17 protein-coding genes are annotated in these 19,565 nt (G+C 62.0%); 12 read left to right on the forward strand and 5 right to left on the reverse strand.

The window, feature by feature from the left end; genetic code table 11:
- Window positions 1-854 precede the first annotated feature (854 nt).
- A complete protein-coding gene (locus HMPREF3096_RS23920; RefSeq protein ID WP_032729552.1) occupies window positions 855-1,574 on the reverse strand; it encodes a phosphodiester glycosidase family protein in 720 nt (239 codons plus the stop codon).
- Between the two features lie 47 nt (window positions 1,575-1,621).
- Complete coding sequence (locus tag HMPREF3096_RS23925; RefSeq protein WP_008805544.1) at window positions 1,622-2,737, reverse strand: YbdK family carboxylate-amine ligase; 1,116 nt, start codon at window positions 2,735-2,737, stop codon at window positions 1,622-1,624.
- 326 nt (window positions 2,738-3,063) lie between these two features.
- On the opposite strand from HMPREF3096_RS23925, the gene HMPREF3096_RS23930 reads away from it, so the two are divergent.
- The 6 genes from HMPREF3096_RS23930 to HMPREF3096_RS23955 all read left to right on the forward strand — a co-directional run bounded on the left by HMPREF3096_RS23930 (window position 3,064) and on the right by HMPREF3096_RS23955 (window position 10,006).
- Entirely contained in the window at window positions 3,064-4,731 is a 1,668-nt protein-coding gene (locus HMPREF3096_RS23930; RefSeq protein ID WP_023297185.1) for an ABC transporter substrate-binding protein, read from the forward strand.
- Between the two features lie 18 nt (window positions 4,732-4,749).
- Window positions 4,750-5,703, forward strand: a complete 954-nt coding sequence (locus HMPREF3096_RS23935) for an ABC transporter permease (RefSeq protein ID WP_004178910.1) — start codon at window positions 4,750-4,752, stop codon at window positions 5,701-5,703.
- Between the two features lie 2 nt (window positions 5,704-5,705).
- Window positions 5,706-6,599, forward strand: a complete 894-nt coding sequence (locus HMPREF3096_RS23940) for an ABC transporter permease (RefSeq protein ID WP_032729553.1) — start codon at window positions 5,706-5,708, stop codon at window positions 6,597-6,599.
- Window positions 6,600-6,602: 3 nt separating this feature from the next.
- Window positions 6,603-7,640: an ABC transporter ATP-binding protein gene (locus HMPREF3096_RS23945; protein WP_008805547.1), complete on the forward strand. Its 1,038-nt coding sequence runs from the start codon at window positions 6,603-6,605 to the stop codon at window positions 7,638-7,640.
- Window positions 7,630-8,640: an ABC transporter ATP-binding protein gene (locus HMPREF3096_RS23950; RefSeq protein WP_008805548.1), complete on the forward strand. Its 1,011-nt coding sequence runs from the start codon at window positions 7,630-7,632 to the stop codon at window positions 8,638-8,640. Before HMPREF3096_RS23945 ends, HMPREF3096_RS23950 begins: the two co-directional genes overlap by 11 nt.
- 97 nt (window positions 8,641-8,737) lie before the next feature.
- Window positions 8,738-10,006, forward strand: coding sequence for a Zn-dependent hydrolase (locus tag HMPREF3096_RS23955; RefSeq protein WP_012542516.1), 1,269 nt, complete (start codon window positions 8,738-8,740; stop codon window positions 10,004-10,006).
- 103 nt (window positions 10,007-10,109) lie between these two features.
- On the opposite strand, the gene HMPREF3096_RS23960 is transcribed toward HMPREF3096_RS23955, so the two are convergent.
- Window positions 10,110-11,018, reverse strand: coding sequence for a DMT family transporter (locus HMPREF3096_RS23960; protein ID WP_032729555.1), 909 nt, complete (start codon window positions 11,016-11,018; stop codon window positions 10,110-10,112).
- Between the two features lie 123 nt (window positions 11,019-11,141).
- On the opposite strand from HMPREF3096_RS23960, the gene HMPREF3096_RS23965 reads away from it, so the two are divergent.
- The gene (locus HMPREF3096_RS23965; RefSeq protein ID WP_032729558.1) at window positions 11,142-12,476 is read left to right on the forward strand and encodes an aminotransferase-like domain-containing protein; all 1,335 of its coding nucleotides are present in this window, start codon (window positions 11,142-11,144) and stop codon (window positions 12,474-12,476) included.
- Here the strand turns inward: HMPREF3096_RS23965 and HMPREF3096_RS23970 are convergent.
- Entirely contained in the window at window positions 12,473-13,936 is a 1,464-nt protein-coding gene (locus HMPREF3096_RS23970) for a MocR-like pyridoxine biosynthesis transcription factor PdxR (protein WP_004176948.1), read from the reverse strand. The two genes, HMPREF3096_RS23965 and HMPREF3096_RS23970, sit on opposite strands and share 4 nt — an antisense overlap.
- A gap of 241 nt (window positions 13,937-14,177) precedes the next feature.
- On the opposite strand from HMPREF3096_RS23970, the gene HMPREF3096_RS23975 reads away from it, so the two are divergent.
- From HMPREF3096_RS23975 to HMPREF3096_RS23990, 4 genes are read left to right on the forward strand one after another with little or no spacing between them, the layout of a single operon-like run.
- The gene (locus HMPREF3096_RS23975) at window positions 14,178-15,029 is read left to right on the forward strand and encodes a transporter substrate-binding domain-containing protein (RefSeq protein WP_002893184.1); all 852 of its coding nucleotides are present in this window, start codon (window positions 14,178-14,180) and stop codon (window positions 15,027-15,029) included.
- Window positions 15,030-15,076: 47 nt separating this feature from the next.
- Window positions 15,077-15,718 carry an amino acid ABC transporter permease gene (locus tag HMPREF3096_RS23980; protein WP_004142522.1) on the forward strand — a complete coding sequence of 214 codons (642 nt, stop codon included), beginning with the start codon at window positions 15,077-15,079 and terminating at the stop codon, window positions 15,716-15,718.
- A gap of 14 nt (window positions 15,719-15,732) precedes the next feature.
- Window positions 15,733-16,398, forward strand: a complete 666-nt coding sequence (locus HMPREF3096_RS23985; RefSeq protein WP_002893189.1) for an amino acid ABC transporter permease — start codon at window positions 15,733-15,735, stop codon at window positions 16,396-16,398.
- Entirely contained in the window at window positions 16,391-17,152 is a 762-nt protein-coding gene (locus tag HMPREF3096_RS23990) for an amino acid ABC transporter ATP-binding protein (protein ID WP_008805553.1), read from the forward strand. The genes HMPREF3096_RS23985 and HMPREF3096_RS23990 overlap by 8 nt, the downstream gene beginning before the upstream one ends.
- 53 nt (window positions 17,153-17,205) lie before the next feature.
- Here the strand turns inward: HMPREF3096_RS23990 and HMPREF3096_RS23995 are convergent, their stop codons facing one another.
- Window positions 17,206-17,970, reverse strand: a complete 765-nt coding sequence (locus HMPREF3096_RS23995; protein WP_008805554.1) for an SDR family NAD(P)-dependent oxidoreductase — start codon at window positions 17,968-17,970, stop codon at window positions 17,206-17,208.
- A 180-nt stretch (window positions 17,971-18,150) separates the two neighbouring features.
- On the opposite strand from HMPREF3096_RS23995, the gene HMPREF3096_RS24000 reads away from it, so the two are divergent.
- Window positions 18,151-19,488 carry an aspartate aminotransferase family protein gene (locus tag HMPREF3096_RS24000; protein ID WP_023297189.1) on the forward strand — a complete coding sequence of 446 codons (1,338 nt, stop codon included), beginning with the start codon at window positions 18,151-18,153 and terminating at the stop codon, window positions 19,486-19,488.
- Window positions 19,489-19,565 lie beyond the last annotated feature (77 nt).

The following is a 19,565-nucleotide window of genomic DNA, read 5'->3' on the forward strand; positions in this document are numbered from 1 at the left end:
CTCCCTGTGGGAGAGGGTTAGGGTGAGGGGGATTTTCCGTTCACGTTGCGTTTGGGCGTTAGCCCCTCCTTATCTGCCGGAGCAACAGCGTCTGCCGGGCGGTCCTCTCTCCCTGTGGGAGAGGGTTAGGGTGAGGGGGAATTTTCCGTTCACGTTGCGTTTGGCCTTATCTGCCGGAGCAACAGCGTCTGCCGGGCGGTCCTCTCTCCCTGTGGGAGAGGGTTAGGGTGAGGGTGGGTTTTGCGTTCACGTTGCGTTTGGCCTTATCTGCCGTAGCAACAGCGTCTGCCGGGCGGTCCCCTCTCCCTGTGGGAGAGGGTTAGGGTGAGGGGGAATTTTCCGTTCACGTTGCGTTTGGCAGAAAAGGGTAGTCCTTCGCTGGTGAACGGGTAAAGGGGGAGAAAACCGTCTCCCCCTTTACAATCCCCCCGGTCCCGCAGAGAAATCGGTGCTGCGCACTACGCTCACCTCCCGGTCGTCCGCCTGCGGTCGGCTCAACTCGACGTCGTGTCTCGAATCGCCTCTGGCCGCCCTCCGTGGCGGCCAGCCCTTGTCTGCCGACCTCCGGTTCGCCGATTTCAGCGGGAATCGGCCCCGCTGCACGCCCGTAGTTTTCAGAGGCCAAACCATAGCGATCAGAATATATCCGTTAAAAATTGTATGTGCCTTTCTCCGTGGCCCCGCTGTGTATACCGGGGCTGCAACGACTGCCGGGCGGTCCCCTCTCCCTGTGGGAGAGGGTTAGGGTGAGGGGGAATTTTCCGTTCACGTTGCGTTTGGCAGAAAAGGGTAGTCCTTCGCTGGTGAACGGGTAGGGACGGCGGGCACGGCGCCGCTTTTGTGCCGGGCGCCCGCTACTTCCTCTCCACCGTTATCATGGTCACGAACGGATGATACTGCCACGGCACGCTGCCGCCTTTGCGGTACATCTTCGACAGGGTGCCGTCGAGATAGAGCATCTGCCGCACCCCAAGCTTTGACTGCGCATAGCAGGCAAAGTCATAGAAGTTGGTCTCGCGATCGCTGAGCATAAACACCACCCGGCCCTGCTTATCGATACCCACCCCGTTACGCAGCTTGCGCGAACTGGCTGAGGGCTTCAGCCGCCAGTTGATGACGCCATTCTCAATCAGCATCGGGCCGGACTGCACCGCATAGCGGATGGCGGGAGAGGGCTTGTATGCCGGCAGCGGCACGATTTTCGCCCGGTCGTTCGCCACCAGGAACACGCCGCCGGGGCGGATAAATAAGTTCCCGCCGCCGGCGGAACGGTTTACCGGCGTCAGCCGTTTACCGTCTTCGATATACAGCCCCAGCGGCGCGTAGGCTTTATCGTAAATGCCGCCGTTCATCGCCATCTGCACCCGGCCGTCGCCATCAATACCCGCCAGCAGCGAACGCAGGGAACCCCAGGCTTTGCCGTGCCGATCCTGCCAGTACATCGCAATGCGCTCTTTCTGCGCATCCACCCGATAGCTCTGCAGGGTCAGCGTCGGGTCGGTGAGGGTACAGGCGGCGCTGGCGACGGCGGCCAGGGGCAGCAGCGCCAGGGGGAGCAGGCAACGTAATAACATGGGCAGTCCTTTCTATGGTCTGCGCCGAGTATACCCGCCTCGCTGCCTTATGCCGCCCAAATCTCACAGTGTTTTTGCACCAGGCCGGAAAGCGAACCGCCGTTGGCGATAAAGTCGCGCATCTGCTGCGCTTCGCTGTGCGGCGATTTCGCCTGGCGGACCACCGCTTCCAGCGCCGCCGTCGCCTTCAACTGATGGGCGAAGGGAGCCAGCCGGTCGGCGAGCTGCAGGATCTCCTGGCGGATGCTGCGCTGCTCTCCGCTGCGCACGTCGGTGAGGGTCCCGTCCAGCCCATAGCGGCACGCCTGATAGCGGTTAAAGGGGTACAGCAGATAATCATCAGGCTGGTGCTTAAAAGGGCGCTCCGTCAACAGCCAGCAGGCCAGGGTCTGTATAAAGCCGGCGATATGGATCGCCTGGGCGAGGGTCAGGGGAGTGTCCATCACCCGCACCTCGACGGTCCCAAACTGCGGGCTGGGGCGAATATCCCAGTGCAGATCCTTCATGCTGTCGATCATGCTGGTGTAGCTCAGCTGGCGGAACAGGCGACGAAACCCCTGCCAGTCTGCCACCCACGGCATCGGACCGTTGTCGGGATAGGAGGAGAAGCGGTTCAGGCGTGAACAGGCGAAACGGCTGTCGGTACTGTCAAACCACGGCGAGGCGGCATTAAGGGCGATGAAGTGCGGCACAAAGCGCGACAGGCCGTGCAGCAGATAGAGGGCGTCGTCGCCGCTCTGGCAGCCGACGTGCACATGCTGGCCAAAGACCGTGGCCTGCTGCGCCAGATAGCCAAAATGCTCGACGGTTTTGACATAGCGCGGATTGTCGCTGATTTGCTGGCGCTGCCAGGCATGAAAGGGGTGCGAACCGCCGCCGCAGATCTGCAGATGATGGCGCAGCGCCGCGCGCTGAACCGCCTGCTGGATGGCGCTGAGCTGGGTTTGGGCATGGCTGATGTCGCGGCACACCCCGGTGGCGATCTCCAGCATGCTCTCGGTGATGTCATGTTTGGCTTCTCCCACGGTCAACTGATGCTGGACGTCGGCAATCAGCGTCGAGGCATCCTGGCTGAGGTCGTAACCCGGCGGGTTCACCACCTGCAGCTCCAGTTCGATACCGAGGGTAAAAGGATCGGAGCGGTGAAAATCGGCTAAAGGCATAGTCTCTCCCGGTCGATGTGTTCCCTGAAGTATAGAAGGGATTGATCCCGACGGAGAATACGCGGCGGCGGCGGACGGGGGATGAATAAAAAGTGACGCAGAGTGATTATTTGAAATTTGCCATATAGCGGCTGGTGCAATTCTGCAACATATTTCCCGCTGGCGGTGCGGCGGAATAAGGTGCAATTATTTTCCCATAATTATCATGGTGATAATATAAGTCATTCTTATTTTATTGGTCGGTTTTGGCCTATTATCGCCCGCGTAAGAGCTGGTACGCATTTTGCCTGTTAATCCGTGACACTTTATTTAACAGGGATCATGTGATGCACAAAAAGACGTTATTTTCGCGTGCCGGTCGTCTCGCCGTGGCGGTGAGCGGCGCACTGGCCCTGGCGGGCGCCGCCTTACCTGCCAACGCCTCCACGCTGCGGATCGCCATGACCGCCGCGGATATTCCGTTAACCCTTGGCCAGCCGGATCAAGGCTATGAGGGCAACCGCTTTACCGGCATCCCGCTGTACGACGCGCTGGTGGAGTGGGATCTGTCGCAAGGTGAAAAGCCCAGCGGTCTGGTGCCGGGGCTGGCGACCGAGTGGCACATCGATCCGCAGAACACCAGCCGCTGGATTTTCACCTTGCGTCCGGGCGTCAGGTTCCATGACGGGACGGAGGTGAACGCCGACGCCATCGTCTGGAACGTGGATAAGGTGCTGAATAAAGCGGCGCCGCAGTACGCCCCGGGGCAGATCGGCAACACCCTGTCGCGCATGCCGACCCTCACCGGCGCAGAGAAAATTGACGACCACACTGTGGCGCTGACCACCTCGGAACCAGACGCGCTGCTGCCGTACAACATCACCAACCTGTTTATCGTCTCGCCGACGGCGTGGCAGAAACAGTATGACGCGGTGCCGGCCAGCGCGGGAGATAGCGCCGCGCGCAGCAAACAGGCGTGGACCGCCTTCGCCGCCCACGCGGTGGGTAGCGGCCCGTTCAAACTGGAGAAGCTGGTGCCGCGTCAGCAGCTGATCCTCGATAAAAACCCCGACTACTGGAACAAAGATCGCATTCCCCGGGTGGATAAAGTGGTGCTGATCCCCTTGCCGGAGGCCAACGCCCGTACCGCGGCGCTGCTGTCGAAGCAGGTGGACTGGATTGAAGCCCCGGCGCCGGACGCCATCGATCAGATCAAGTCTCAGGGTTTTCACCTCTACGCCAATACCCAGCCGCACCTGTGGCCCTGGCAGTTCTCCTTTGAAAAAGGATCGCCGTGGCAGGACATCCGCGTGCGCAAAGCGGCCAACCTGTGTCTGAACCGTGCCGAGCTGAAGAGCTACCTCGGCGGCTACATGACCGAGGCCACCGGGGTTTATGAGGCTGACAGCCCGTGGCATGGCAAACCCACCTTCCAGATCAAATATGACCCGGATACCGCCCGCCAGCTAATGACCGAGGCCGGATACAGCGCCAGCAAACCGCTGCACGTCACGGTGGCCACCTCGGCCTCCGGCTCCGGGCAGATGCAGCCCTTGCCGATGAACGAGTATATCCAGCAGAGCCTGAAGAGCTGCTTCTTCAATGTGGATATCAAAGTGGTGGAATGGAACACCCTGTTTACCAACTGGCGCCTGGGTGCCCGGGACCCCTCGGCGAAAGGGATCGATGCGATCAACGTCAGCGCCGCGGTTAACGATCCTTACTTTGGCCTGATCCGCTTCTCGACCGCCAAAGCGTTTCCGCCGGTGGCGACCAACTGGGGTTACTTCTCCACTCCGGAGACGGAGAAGCTGGCCGCCGCCGTCAAGCACGCCTTTACCCCGGCGGAGATGAACCAAGCGGCCGGTGAGCTGCACGCCGCGCTGGTGGATCAGGTGCCATTCCTGTTTGTCGCCCACGACGTCGGGCCGCGTGCGATTTCCCCTGCGGTGACCGGGGTGGTGCAACCGCAGAGCTGGTTTATCGACCTCAGCCTGGTGAGCAAAAAAGAGTAATCGTGAAAGGGGCGACCGATGATCAATACGCTGCTATACCGCATTCTGCTGGCTATCCCCACCATGCTTGGGGTGGCGGTGATCTGTTTCATGCTGGTGCAGATCGCTCCGGGCGACCCGTTGGTGTCGGTGATGCCGCCGGACGCCTCGGAGGCGCTGCGTCAGACATTAATGCAGGCTTACGGCTTTGATAAGCCGCTGCCCCTGCAGTTTATCCACTGGCTGTGGCGGGCGCTGCATGGCGACCTTGGTATGTCGGTCGCCACCGGCCGCCCGGTGATAGACGAAGTGATGACCGCGGTGGCGTACTCCCTGCGCCTGGCGCTGCTGGCGACGGCGATCGGCTTCGTCCTCGGCAGCCTGTTCGGCTTTGTCGCCGGCTATTTTCGCAACAGCGTCATTGACCGTCTGGCCTCGGTGTTGTCGGTATTTGGCGTTAGCGTGCCACACTACTGGCTGGGGATGCTGCTGGTGATCCTCTGCAGCGTTAAGTTCGCGCTGCTGCCGGCCACCGGCGGCGGGCCGATAGGCGAGGTGGGCTGGCAATGGGACTGGGCGCACCTGCAGTTCATGCTGCTGCCAGCCCTCACCTTGTCGGTGATCCCCACCGGGATTATCGCCCGCACCGTGCGCTCGCAGGTGGCCGATATCCTCAGCCAGGAGTTTATCGTTGGCCTGCGCGCTCGCGGGCTCAACGAGTCGCGCATCTTTGTCCACGTCATGAAAAATGCCGCGCCCACCGCGCTGGCGGTGATGGGGCTGCAGGTGGGCTATCTGATGGGCGGCTCGATCCTTGTGGAGACCGTTTTCTCCTGGCCGGGAACCGGATTGCTGCTCAATACCGCCATTTTTCAGCGCGACCTGCCCCTGCTGCAGGGCACCATCTGGGTGCTGGCGCTGTTTTTCGTGCTGCTCAACCTGCTGGTGGATATTCTGCAGACCACCCTCGACCCGCGTATTAAGAGGAGCTGACCATGGTGGATACGGCAACGACGAAAGCGGTTCCGGCCGCAGCGGCCCACGCTTCCCGGCAAGGTTACTGGCGCGGGGTATTGCGCCGCCTAATGCGCGACCCCGGCGGGGTGGTGGTGGGCGTGGTGATCCTCCTGCTGCTGGCCCTGGCGCTGTTCGGTCCGTGGCTTATCGTCAAAGATCCTTATCAAACGTCGATGTTCCTGCGCCTGAAACCCATCGGCAGCGACGGCTTCCCGCTGGGCTCGGATGAGCTGGGACGCGACATGCTGTCGCGGCTGATCCTTGGCACCCGACTGTCGCTGTTTATGGGAATTGTCCCGGTGGTGTTCGCCTTTTTTATCGGCGGGGCCATCGGGATTATCGCCGGCTATACGGGCGGCAAAACCAATACCGTGATTATGCGCACCGTGGATGTGTTCTATGCCTTTCCCTCCGTCCTGCTGGCGATTGCGCTGTCGGGAGCGCTGGGGGCGGGCATCGGCAATGCGCTGCTGTCGCTGACCCTCGTGTTTGTCCCGCAGGTGGCGCGGATTGCCGAGAGCGTGACCGCCCAGGTGCGACATATGGACTATATCGACGCCGCCCGGGCCACTGGCGCCAGCGCGTTGACCATTATCCGCGTCCAGGTGTTGGGCAACGTGCTCGGGCCGATCTTCGTCTTCTCCACCGGGCTGATTTCGGTGTGCATGATCCTCGCCTCCGGCCTGTCGTTTCTCGGCCTCGGCGTGCGGCCGCCGGAGCCCGAGTGGGGGCTGATGCTCAATACGCTGCGCACGGCAATCTATACCCAGCCGTGGGTGGCCGCCCTGCCGGGCCTGATGATTTTTATCACCTCCATTTCGTTCAATATCCTCGCGGACCGCCTGCGTGCGGCAATGGCGATTAAGGAGTAAGCGATGCAACCCTTTATCAATATCGACCTTGGCGGGCCGGCGCAGCCTCTGCTGAAGGTTAATCACCTGCTGAAGTACTTTCGCGGCGGCAAAGGCCGGGAGGTGGTGCAGGCGGTGGACGATATCAGCTTCACGGTGATGAAAGGCGAAACCCTGGGGGTAGTCGGCGAGTCGGGCTGCGGCAAATCGACCACCGCCCGGCTGCTGATGCAGTTGCTCACCCAGGACAGCGGCGAACTGATCTTCGACGGACAGGGGGTCGGCTCGTCGCGTCTGCCGCTGAAAGCCTACCGTCGCCAGGTGCAGATGGTCTTTCAGGATAGCTATGCTTCGCTCAATCCGCGCATGACCATGGAGGAGAGCATCGCCTTCGGCCAGCGCGTCCATGGCGTCAGCGCCAGAGAGGCCAGCGAATATGCCCGCTATCTGCTGGCGCACGTTGGCCTTGAGCCGGCGCGCTTTGCCGACCGCTACCCGCATGCGCTTTCCGGCGGCCAGCGGCAGCGGGTGAATATCGCCCGCGCGCTGGCGATGAAGCCGCGGCTGGTGATCCTCGATGAGGCAGTGTCGGCGCTGGATAAATCGGTGGAAGCCCAGGTGCTGCAGCTGCTGCAGGAGCTGAAACGCACCCTCGAGCTGACCTACGTGTTCATCAGCCACGATCTGCACGTGGTTCGCTGGCTGTCGGATCGGATCCTCGTCATGTACCTTGGCGAAGTGGTGGAGATTGGCCCGGCGGAGCAGCTGTTTACCGCCTCCGCCCACCCCTATACCCGGGCGCTGTTAAGCTCGATGCCCTCCATGGACCCGGAAAACCGCACCCTGACCTCGCCGCTGAGCGGCGATCCCCCCAGCCCCATCGCGCCGCCGAGCGGCTGCCGCTTTCACACCCGCTGCCCGCATGCGAAGGCGGTCTGCGCCGAGGTGAAACCGCGGCTGGAGGCGGTCGGGGAGGGGCACCAGAGCGCCTGCCTGATGGCGCAGCCGGCCTCGCCCTGGCATCAAAGCATCCCCCTTAAGGAGGTCAGCCATGTCGGATAACGCCTTTGTCCATGTGCGCGACCTGCGGGTCGTCTTTCGCCGCGACGGACAGACCATCAACGCGGTCAATGGAGTCTCCTTTGACGTACAAAAGGGGGAGGTGATGGCGCTGATTGGCGAGTCGGGTTCCGGCAAGAGCGTGACCCTGCGGGCGCTGATGCGCCTGCACCCGCCAGGGAGCAGTGAGCTCTCCGGCACCCTGCAGGTGGGGGACGACGAGGTGCTGACGATGAGCGCCAGTCAGCTGCGGCGCTATCGCGGCGGACGCTGCGCGATGATTTTTCAGGAGCCGCTGCTGGCCTTCGATCCGGTCTACACCGTCGGGCAGCAGATTATTGAAGGGCTGCGCCGCCACGAAGGGCTGTCGCGCCAGGCGGCCCGGGACAGGGCGCTGGAGGCCCTGCGCCAGGTGCGCATTCCCAGCCCCGAGCGGCGGCTGGATGCTTACCCGCACGAGATGTCCGGCGGGATGCGCCAGCGGGCGATGATCGCCCTTGCGCTCTCCTGTAACCCGCAGCTGCTGCTGGCGGATGAGCCGACCACCGCCCTCGACGCCACGGTGCAAATCCAGATCCTGATCCTGCTGCGCGAGCAGCAAAAGCAGCGCGGGCTGTCGATCGTGTTTGTGACCCACGATATCGGCGCCGCGGTGGAGATCGCCGACCGGGTGGCGGTGATGTACGCCGGGCGGATCGTCGAGGAAGCGTCGATGAGCGAGATCCTGCGCCACCCGCGCCATCCTTATACCCAGGTGCTGCTGGGCAGTCGGCCGAAAGAGGGGCTTAAGAAAGGTGATGCCCTGCACTGCATTCCCGGCGCGCCGCCGGATCTGGCGCGCTTGCCGCCCGGCTGCGCCTTTGCCGAGCGCTGCCCGCACCGTCGCCCGGTCTGTGAGCAGAGTCTGCCGCCGACGGAATCCGTCGCGGAACGCCACGCGGTGAGTTGCCACCGCTGGCGCGAGCTGGCGATTGACGCTAACGCCCAGGCCCTGGCCGTCTGATCGGCGGCAAAAAACCATACAGGATGAAGACCAGGCGTTGATAGCGCATTCCCACCGCCGGTTATGCTGGCGGCGACCTTGATGTCAGGAGACTACCATGAGCAGTGATGTACTTTTTACCCCCGCGACCGACACCACCGGCTGGCGCATCAATGGCGACCGCCTGTGGGCGTCGTTAATGGATCTCGCGCAGATCGGCGCCACGCCGAAGGGCGGCTGCCGCCGTCTGACCCTCACCGACCTCGACCGCCAGGGGCGGGACAAGGTAATAGGCTGGGCGCGGGAGGCCGGGATGAGCGTCACCATCGATAAAATCGGCAATGTGTTTATGCGCCGGGAAGGCCGCAACCCCGGCCTGCCGCCCATCGTCTCCGGCAGCCATATTGACACTCAGCCCACCGGCGGCAAATTTGATGGCAACTACGGCGTGCTGGCGGCGCTGGAGGTGGTGCGCACGCTCAACGATCTGCAGATTGACACCGACGCGCCGATTGAGGTGGTGTTCTGGACCAACGAAGAGGGGTCGCGCTTTGTGCCGGTGATGATGGGCTCCGGGGTCTTTGCCGGCGTCTTCCCGCTGGAAGAGACCTGGGCCGTCACGGATAAAGAGGGTGTCAGCGTCGGCGAGGCGCTGGCGCAGATCGGCTATATCGGCGAGCAGACCCCGGGGGAGCATCCCATCGGCGCCTATTTTGAGGCGCACATTGAGCAGGGGCCGATTCTCGAAGATGAAGCGAAAACCATCGGTATCGTGCAGGGCGTGCTGGGGATCCGCTGGTACGACTGCGTGGTCACCGGCCAGGCCTCGCACGCCGGACCCACGCCGATGCGCCTGCGTCAGGATGCCCTGCAGGTGGCGACCCGCATTATGCAGGAAGTGGTGGCCATTGCCGGGCGCAGCGAAGAGGGACGCGGCACCGTCGGCAGCGTGCAGGTGTGGCCCAACAGCCGCAACGTGGTGCCAGGGGAGGTCACCTTCTCCATTGATATGCGCAATCTCAGCGATGCGCTGGTGGACGAGATGGATCGCCAGCTGCGGGCGTTTATCGCGGAGGTTGAGCGGGAGAGCGGTCTGCAGGTGGCCCTGAAGCAGGTAAGCCACTATCCGGCGGCGCCGTTCGATGCTGAATGCCAGCAGGCCATTGCCGATGCCGCGCAGCGGCTGGGCTATCCGGCGCGGCCGATCGTCTCCGGCGCCGGGCATGACGCAGTGTATATGAGCTACCTGGCGCCCACCGGGATGATTTTTATCCCCTGCAAGGACGGGATCAGCCATAACGAAATTGAGTATGCCTCGCCGGAGCACGTCGCCGCCGGGGCCAACGTGCTGCTGCAGGTGATGCTTCAGTACGCGCGGCCGGTGTAGACGGTCGTCCTCCCCGGCGGCGCGTCCTCCAGCCGTTTATCATGCTGTCACCCGGGTAAGGCGGTTACACCGCCGCGACCCGGGACGGCGGATGACGGGGCGGTCAATCACGGCTCCCGCTCCCTGCGCTAACCCGCTGGCGGCCAAATTTGCGCGAGCCCACCACGCACAGCACCACGCCCAGCGTAACCGCCAGCATCAAGGGGCTGACGGTTTCGTGCAACAGCGCCGCCGACAGGCCAAGCCCGAAGAACGGCTGCAATAGCTGGAGCTGGCCGACGGCGGCGATCCCGCCCGCGGCCAGCCCTTTGTACCAGAAGATGAAACCGATCAGCATGCTGAAGAGCGACACATAGCCGAGCGCCGCCCAGGAGGAGGCTGATATGGCATGCCAGGACGCGGGCTGAACCATCAGCGAGGCGGGGAGCATCAACGGCAGGGCTATCACCAGCGCCCAGCAGATCACCTGCCAGCCGCCGAGCGCCCGCGTCAGCTTTGCCCCTTCCGCATAGCCGAGGCCGCAGGCGATAACCGCCGCCAGCATCAGCAGATCGCCGCTGAGTGAGGCCGCCGCACTTTGCGTCAGGGCGAATCCCACCACCAGCAGGCTGCCCAGCAGCGAAAAGATCCAGAAAGCCCGCCGCGGGCGTTCGCCGCCGCGCAGTACGCCGAAGAGGGCGGTCATCAGCGGCAGCAGGCCAATAAACACAATCGAATGCGCCGAGGTGATGTGCTGCAGGGCCAGCGCCGTGAGCAGGGGAAAGCCGATCACCACCCCTGATGAGACGATGATCAAGGGCACAAGCTGCGCCAGGCGCGGGCGTTTCTGGCGAAAGCCGACCAGCAGCGCGACGGCAAGCAGCCCGGCGATGGAGGCGCGCAGAAAGGTCAATAAGAACGGATCCATATCCTGCACCGCCAGCCGCGTCGCGGGCAGCGACCCGCTAAAAATAATCACCCCCAGTAAACCATGAAGCCATCCGGACCAGGGACCGGGCACCGATTTATCCATTGTTGAATCTACCACGTTAACCTCGCGTTATCAGATGTGCTGTGCCCGCTTGAGCATCGTCTGTGGCGATGGTAATGTGCCCAATCTAATACAATCAAATTATTGTCATAGATACATTTCACGATGAAAGCCCGATATAAAGCCGTTGTCGACCGATATGCCCAGGCGATCCGCAGCGGGCAGCTGCCCGCGGGCAGCCGTCTGCCGACGCACCGTACCCTTGCCGCCGGGGAGCGCATCTCGCTGGCCACCGCCACGCGCATCTACCGTGAACTGGAAGAGATGGGGTTGGTCAGCGGCGAAACCGGCCGCGGCACCTTCGTGCGCGACCTCTCACTGCCGCCGGGGCATGGGGTCGATCAACAGGTGGTGGCCGCCGATGTCGTGGATCTCAATTTCAACTACCCTTCGCTGCCGGAGCAGGGCGATGCGCTGCGCGAGGCGCTCAGGCAGCTGGCGATGGCGGGCGATATTGACTCGCATCTGCGCTATCAGCCTCATGCCGGACGGCTCGCCGAGCGGGAAATTATCGCCCGCCATTTGACCTGCCAGCACTTTACGCCGGATGCGGAAAATGTCCTGATCGTCAACGGCGCACAGCACGGGCTGGCAGTGACCGTCATGGGGCTGTTACGTCCGGGGGATGTGGTGGCGGTGGATGCGCTGACCTATTCGGGCTTCAAGGTTCTGGCGGCGCTGTATCATCTGGAGCTGGCGGCGATCCCCTGTCGACCGGAGGGGCCGGACCTGCAGGCGCTTCATACGCTGTGCCAGCAGCGGCGGGTGCGGGCGGTGTATACCATGCCGACGCTGCACAATCCGCTGGGCTGGGTGCTCAACACCGGGCAGCGGCAGGCGCTGGCCGATCTTGCGCGCCAACACGATCTGCTGATTATTGAAGATGCCGCCTACGCCCGGCTGGTGAGCCGTCCGCCGCCGCCGGTGATCAGCTATGCGCCGGAAAGAACGGTGTATGTCACCGGTTTTTCAAAAAATATCGCCACCGGACTGCGCGTGGGGGTGGTGATCTCTCCGCCGCGCTATCGCCCGGAGATTGAGCGCGCCATCCGCGCCACGACGTGGAATACGCCGACGCTGATAAGTTCGCTGATCTGCGCCTGGATTGAAGATGGCACGGTGGCCCGCTTTGAAATGCAGAAACGACAGGATGCGCGACAGCGGCAGCAGGTGGCCCGCGAGGTGCTTTGTGGGCTTCCCGTCGTCAGTCATCCCGATTCGTACTTTGTCTGGCTGCCTCTGGGTGAAGAGAGCCGGGCCGATCGACTGGCGAATGCGCTGATGGAACGCCGTATTTCGGTGTCGACCGCCGAGCCGTTCTGCGTCTCCGCCACGATCCCGCAGGCGCTGCGCATTGCGCTCGGATCGGTGCCTTTCGACAGTCTGCGCCAGGCGCTGCTCAGCGTGCGCGACGCCGTTGGGTATGAACAATACCGCTAACCCATCTGCTCCAGCTGGCCGCGCAGGACCTCCACCCCCTGGGCGATGGCGTCAGGGTTAATGGCGTGGAATCCCATGCGAAAGTAGTTATCCGGCGGCGCGGCGCTGAGAAAATGGCGCGCCCCGGGCTCAATCAGCACGCCGGCGTGGGCGGCGCGCCAGGTGAGCTGCTGGGTGTTGATCTGCGCCGGGGTCTGCAGCCAGAAGGCGTTAGCATGTTCGCTCCCCGCCAGCGCGCGACACGACGGCAGATAGCGCTGCAGGGCGGCGTGCAGGCGCTCCCAGCGCTGGGCGGAGTCGTAGTGGTAGCGCCGCAGATGGGTTTCATAATGGCCCTGGGCAAGGAAGTGGGCCATCTGGTACTGAATGTTGGTCGGCGGATGGCGATAGACCAGCCGGCGCAGGGCGCGCGCCTCGTCGATCAGGTCCGGGTCGGCGACCATAAACCCCAACCGCAGCCCCGGTGACAGCGCTTTTGACAGGCTGCTGACATACACCACCCGGCCGCTGCGATCGCTGGCCTTCAGCGCCGGCAGCGGGTTGAGGGTAAAGTTACTCTCCGAGTCATAATCATCTTCAATAATGACCGCGTCATGGCGGGCGGCATGCTCCAGCAGCTGGCGACGCCGCGCACTGCTCATGGTCACCCCGGTGGGCACCTGATGGCCGGGGGTGACATAGTAGTAATCGCAGGGACGCTCATTAAGCACGATCCCCTCTTCATCCACCGGGTGCGGCACCACCTCGGCGTCGGCGAGCAGAAAGGTGTTGATGGCTTCGCGAAAGCAGGGGTTTTCGACGCCAATGCGGGTGGTGGAAGAGAGCAGCAGTCGGGTCAGCAGGTAGAGCGCATTTTGCGAGCCAAGGGTGATGAGAATTTCATCCGGCGCGGCGACAATGCCGCGCTTGGGCAGCACCCGGGTGCGGATCTGCTCGATCAGCATCGGCACATCCTGGTCAATATGGTCGATGACCCACGCCGGGTCGCGCACCCCGCCGTGCAGCCAGTTCGCCGCCGAGCGCCAGGTGGCCAGCGGGAACTGCCGGGTATCGGGCTGGCCGTAGATAAACGGGTAGCGGTAGTGCATCCAGCCCGCCGGTTTGAGGATCGACTCCTGCTGGCTGGGGGTCATCTGCAGCCGGTCGCCCCAGCGTGGTGCAGCGGCTTCGCGCTGCGGTGCACTCTCGACGGCGGCAGGCGAAGCTTCATGATAGTCGGGATGCAGGTAGTAACCGCTTCGTGGGCGGCTAATCAGGTAGCCCTCGTTGACCAGACTTTCAAACACCAGCGCGGTGGTGTTGCGCGAGACGCGAAGCTGGCTGGCCAGCTGGCGACAGGAGGGCAGCGGGGTGTCGGCGGCGAAGATCCCGCTGAGAATGGCATTCACCAGCGTCTCTCGCACCTGTTCCTGCAAACCGCGGCCAGGCTGAAAATCAACGTGTAACAGGTGACGGATCATACGGGGCTCCTCTGGCAATAACGCATTGCGACCACCCGTTACACTCAGCAAATTCCATACCACCCTGCCGCCATCTGACACAGCGATGCGGCCCATCTGGCTCTATACGGAATTGAAAAACGCTCCCACATTAAAAACGTATTCAGCCGCCGTGGACCGGAACGTCCCCGGCCACTATTTTGCAGAAACCTTTTCGCGTTCTGGAATGAACCCGTCTGGCCAATCCATCAGGGGTGAAATAATGAAAAAATCATTGGCATCAATGTGTCTGAGCGCTGTATTAACGGTCGCTTTTTCTTATCACGCCGTCGCGGCCGATCTTCCGGAAATAGAAAAATCCGGCACCCTGAAAGTGGCGACGGAAGATGATTATGCGCCGTTTAACTTTATGAATAATGGCCAGGCCGATGGCTTTAACAAAGATATGCTTGAGGAATTACGTAAGTACGCCAAATTCCATGTCGACCAGAGCATATTACCGTGGACCGGATTATTAGCGGCTGTCTCCACCGGGCAATACGATATGGCCTTAACCGGGGCGGTTATTACCGATGAGCGGCTGAAGGTCTTTGATTTCACCCCACCGTGGGCCTCCGCGCAGCACTATTTCGTCAAACGCGCTGGCGATACTTCGTTAAATACGATTGCCGATCTCAGCGGCAAAAAAGTGGGGTTACAAGCCGGGAGCGCGCTGCTGGCGCGTTTGCCGGAGCTGAAGGCGATGCTGGAGAAGACCGGCGGCAAGCTGGGACCGGTGGTGGAGTATCCCTCCTATCCGGAAGCTTACGCCGACCTGGCGAATAAGCGACTGGATTACGTGATTAACGTGGTGATCTCGGTAAACGACCTGGCGAAAGCCAAACCGAAGGTCTTCGCCAAAGGGCTGGCTGTCTCCGGACCGGGGTATATGGCGTGGCCGATCCCGAAAAACTCGCCGCAGCTGCTGGCCTATATGACCAAGTTTATGAACCACATGAAGGAGACCGGCAAGCTCGCCGAGCTGCAGAAAAAATGGTTTGGCGAAACCTATGACAACCTGCCGACCGAGGCGATCACCAGCCCGGAACAGTTTCACAAACTCGCCGGACTGTAATATTCCGCGGCGGGCGACCGCCGCCTGTTGCTGAGAAGGAGGGCCTCATGGATGCAATTTCCTGGCAGTTATTAATCGAAGGCGCATGGACGACCCTCTGGATTTCGGCCATCGCTATCGCCTTCGGGGTGGTGGCGGGCCTGCTGATCGCCCTGGTACGGATGCTGCGCCTGCCGGTGATCGACCAACTGCTGGTGGTCTATATCAGTCTGGCCCGCGCAACGCCGCTGGTGACGCTGGTGCTGTTTCTGTTCCTTTCCCTGCCGACGATGGGCATTAACCTCGACAAGAACGTGGCCGCCATCGTGGCGCTGACGCTTAACACCTCGGCGTTTAACGCTGAGATCTGGCGCAACGCCTTCCGCACCTTTCCGCGCGAACAGCGGGAGGCGGCGGAGTCGGTGGGAATGCGCCGCTGGACTTACTTCCGCTACATCATGCTGCCACAGATGTGGATCGAGAGCCTGCCGGCGCTGGTCAATGAGATGTCCTTTTTGATCAAAGGTAGCCCGGCCATCGCCGTGATTGGCGTGGTGGATCTCACCCGGGTCACCAACCGTATCTCCTCGGTCACCTACGAGCCGCTGTCGCCGATCCTCGCCGCCGGCCTGCTGTATGTGGTGATCATCGGCTGTTTGTTGAAGCTGCAGGGTATCGCGGAACGTAAAGCCAGGCGTCTGGCGCGCTAGGAACGGGAGGCATTATGAATCAGTGGGGCGTTATCTGGTCGGTTCGCGATAGCTTTATTGCCGGGTTATTCGCGACCCTCGAACTGTTTATTACCGCCGCCCTGGCGGCGCTGATTATCGGTATTGCGCTGTGTTATTTTAGCGAATATCAAAAGAAAGTGATTAACCGGATTATTATTGGTTTCGTCAGCCTGATGCGTGCGATCCCTTTTTTGATCCTCGCTTATCTTCTGTATTACGGGCTGCCGCAGCTCGGTATTAGCATGGAGCCGTGGACCGCCGGTTTACTGGCCCTGATTATTTATCATGGCGCCTATTTCTTTGAAATATTGCGCAGCCAGCGGCGGGTATTTTCCGGCGGATATATTGAAGCGGCGATTGCTCAGGGCTTTTCGCGCTATGCCATTTTCCGGCGGATTATTTTACCCAATATCGTCTCTTCCGCCTTACCGCTGATCGGCAATCAGCTGATTATTTGCCTGAAGGACACCGCTTTCCTGAGCATTATTACCGTTCAGGAGATCACCGCCGCCGCCAACAGCGTCCAGGCGACCTATTTTATTCCGTTTAACGCCTTTATCGTCGCCATTGGGCTTTACTGGGCGATCAGCATTCTGCTGGAGCTGCTGATTAAGCGCCTGACCGCCTGGGGAGCCAAAAGAGGAATGAGCCATGCCTGAGTCTATTGCCGTAAGCGTCAAAAACGTCTCCAAACAGTTCGATAATGTGGAAGTCCTGCGGGATATTAACCTGACGGTGGAGAAGGGGACCGTGGTGAGTATTCTCGGCTCGTCCGGGTCGGGAAAATCCACACTGCTGCGCTGTATGAACTGGCTGGAACAGCCGGACCGCGGCGAAATTCATATCGGCGGTCAGCGACTGGGGATTGATGAACAGCGAGGCCGGGCGATGTCGCACCGCCAGCTGGCCAAAATCCGCGAGCGGGTGGGGATGGTCTTTCAGAGTTTTAACCTGTGGCCGCATCTGACCGTTCAGCAAAACGTCAGCGAGGCGCTGCTGCACGTTAAGGGCATGAAACGAGACGAGGCGAAGGCCATTGCCATGCAGCAACTGGAGAAAGTGGGCATGGCGCACAAAGCCGATGTTTACCCGATCACTCTCTCCGGCGGGCAGAAGCAGCGGGTGGCGATCGCCCGTTCGCTGGCGATGTCGCCCGAAGTTATTCTCTTCGATGAACCGACGTCGGCGCTGGATCCGGAGCTGGTTAATGAGGTGTTGGGGGTAATGAAAGCCCTCGCCGCCGAGGGTTACACCATGGTGGTGGTGACGCACGAGATGGATTTTGCCCGCCAGGTGTCCAACGAGGTGGTGTTTCTGGAGAAGGGGCTGCTGATTGAGAAGGCGCCGCCGGAGAAGTTCTTCACTCAGCCTGACTCTGAACGCGTCAGGCAGTTTCTGCAAAGCAGCCGTTAGTCCGGCTTGCATCCCTTGCCGACAGCGCCGGCAAGGGATGCGTCGGGTTTCGCTTAATCCCGATCGATGGCGAACGGCTGCCACGCCTGGCGCACCGGCATCACCTCCACCCGGTTAATGTTCATATGCGCCGGCAACGTGGCGATATAAAACATCTGCTCGGCGATATCGCGCGCGCTCAGTGGCGTGGTGCCGCGATAGAGCTTATCCGATGCCGCCTGGTCGCCTTTGGTACGCACCAGGGTAAATTCGGTCTCGGCAATCCCCGGCGCCAGATCGGTGACCCGCACGCCGGTGCCAAGCAGATCGCAGCGCAGGTTATAGCTGAACTGCTTCACAAACGCCTTGCTGGCGCCATACACATGGCTGCCGGGATAGGGCCACTGCCCGGCGATCGAGCCGATATTGATAATACTCGCCCCGGCGCCATGGCGTATCAGCGTCGGCAGCAGGGCGTGGGTCATCGTCACCAGACCGGTGACGTTGGTGTCGATCATCGTTTTCCAGTCCTCCAGCGCCACCTCCTGCGCCGGCAGCGGCGACAGCGCCAGCCCGGCGTTGTTGATCAGGGTGGTGACATCGGCGAAGGGGGCGGGGAGCGACGCCACGGCGGCAGCCACCGCCTCGCTGTCACGAACGTCAAGCTCAATAATATGCACCGGCACCTGGGCGGCGAGTCTGTCCTGCAAGGCCTTCAGTCGCGGATAGCGGCGCCCGCTCAGCACCAGCGACCAGCCCGCGTCGGCAAACACCTGTGCTGCCGCTTCGCCAAAACCCGAGGTCGCCCCGGTGATAAACACTACGTTGCTCGTTGCCATGTCATTCTCCTGTGCGGTTGTCCCTCCACTATAAAAACGCCGGACGGCAAGGCACAGGGCCAGACGGCGGACGCGGATGTGACACCGTGTCACATCGTTTTTCGCGCACTGGCTCTATCCGTTTTGCGTTGCCGCGGCCAATGATGAAGCCAACCACAACGACATGAGAGAGGGCAGGGTATGAAGCTGGCACTACAGAACGAGGTCGCGGTAAGCAATGATGAAGTTCGGCAGCTGGATCGCGCTTATGTGTTTCATTCATGGTCGATGCAGGGCAATCTCCATCCGCTGGTGATTGCCGGGGCGCAAGGCTGCGAGCTATGGGATTACGAGGGGAATACCTGGCTCGATTTCAGCAGCCAGCTGGTGAACGTCAACATTGGCTATCAGCACCCCCGGGTACTGGCGGCCATGAAGGCGCAGCTGGAGACCCTGGTCACCATCGCGCCCGCCACCGCCAACCTTGCCCGCGGCGAAGCGGCGAAGCGCATCGTCGACCTGGCGCCGGCGGGCTTCAGCAAGGTGTTCTTCACCAACGCCGGGGCGGATGCCAATGAGAACGCGATTCGCATGGCGCGGCTCTATACCGGGCGCGACAAGGTGCTGTCGGCCTATCGTTCCTATCATGGCAACACCGGCAGCGCGATCGCCGCCACCGGCGACTGGCGCCGGGTGCCGAATGAGTTCTCCCGCGGCCATGTTCACTTCTTCAACCCCTACCTTTACCGCAGCGAGTTCAACGCCGTGACTGAGGAAGAGGAGTGCCAGCGCGCGCTGGCGCATCTGCGGCGGATCATTGAATGCGAGGGGCCGACGGCCATCGCGGCGATCCTGCTGGAGTCCATCCCCGGCACCGCCGGGATCCTCGTGCCGCCGGCAGGCTATATGCAGGGTGTGCGCGCCCTGGCCGACGAGTTTGGCATCGTGCTGATCCTCGATGAGGTGATGGCCGGCTTTGGCCGTACCGGCAGCTGGTTCGCCTTCGAACAGGATGGCGTGGTGCCGGATCTGGTGACCTTTGCCAAAGGGGTTAACGCGGGCTACGTGCCGGCGGGCGGGGTGCTGATTAGCGAGCCGATTGCCCGCTATTTTGACGACCATTTTTTTGCCGGCGGGCTGACCTACTCCGGCCATCCGCTGGCGATGGCGGCGATTGTCGCCACCATCGACGCGATGAAAGAGGAGAAGGTGGTTGAGAACGCGGCCTATATCGGCAACGAGGTGCTGCGCCCCGGTCTCGAGGCGCTGGCGGAGAAGCACGCCATTATCGGCGAGGTGCGTGGTCGCGGCCTGTTCCAGGCGCTGGAGCTGGTGAGCAGCCGTGAACAAAAAACGCCGCTGACTGCCGCCGACATGGCCGCGATCAAAGGGGCCTTAACCGAGGCCGGGCTGTTGGCCTTTGTGGTGGAGAACCGCATTCACGTGGTGCCGCCGTGCACCATTACTGCTGAGCAGGTGGCGCAAGGGCTGGCGATTTTTGATGCGGTCTTTGCTCGCTTTGCCAGCCTGGCGAAGTAGGGGAGTGGCATCGGATAACGTTACCTGGCAGTACGCTTGCCGTGCCTAAACGCCAGCCGGACGGTTCCCTCTCCCTC

Origin of the sequence: Klebsiella sp. HMSC25G12, assembly GCF_001807705.1 — a bacterium.
Lineage (GTDB): Bacteria > Pseudomonadota > Gammaproteobacteria > Enterobacterales > Enterobacteriaceae > Klebsiella > Klebsiella variicola.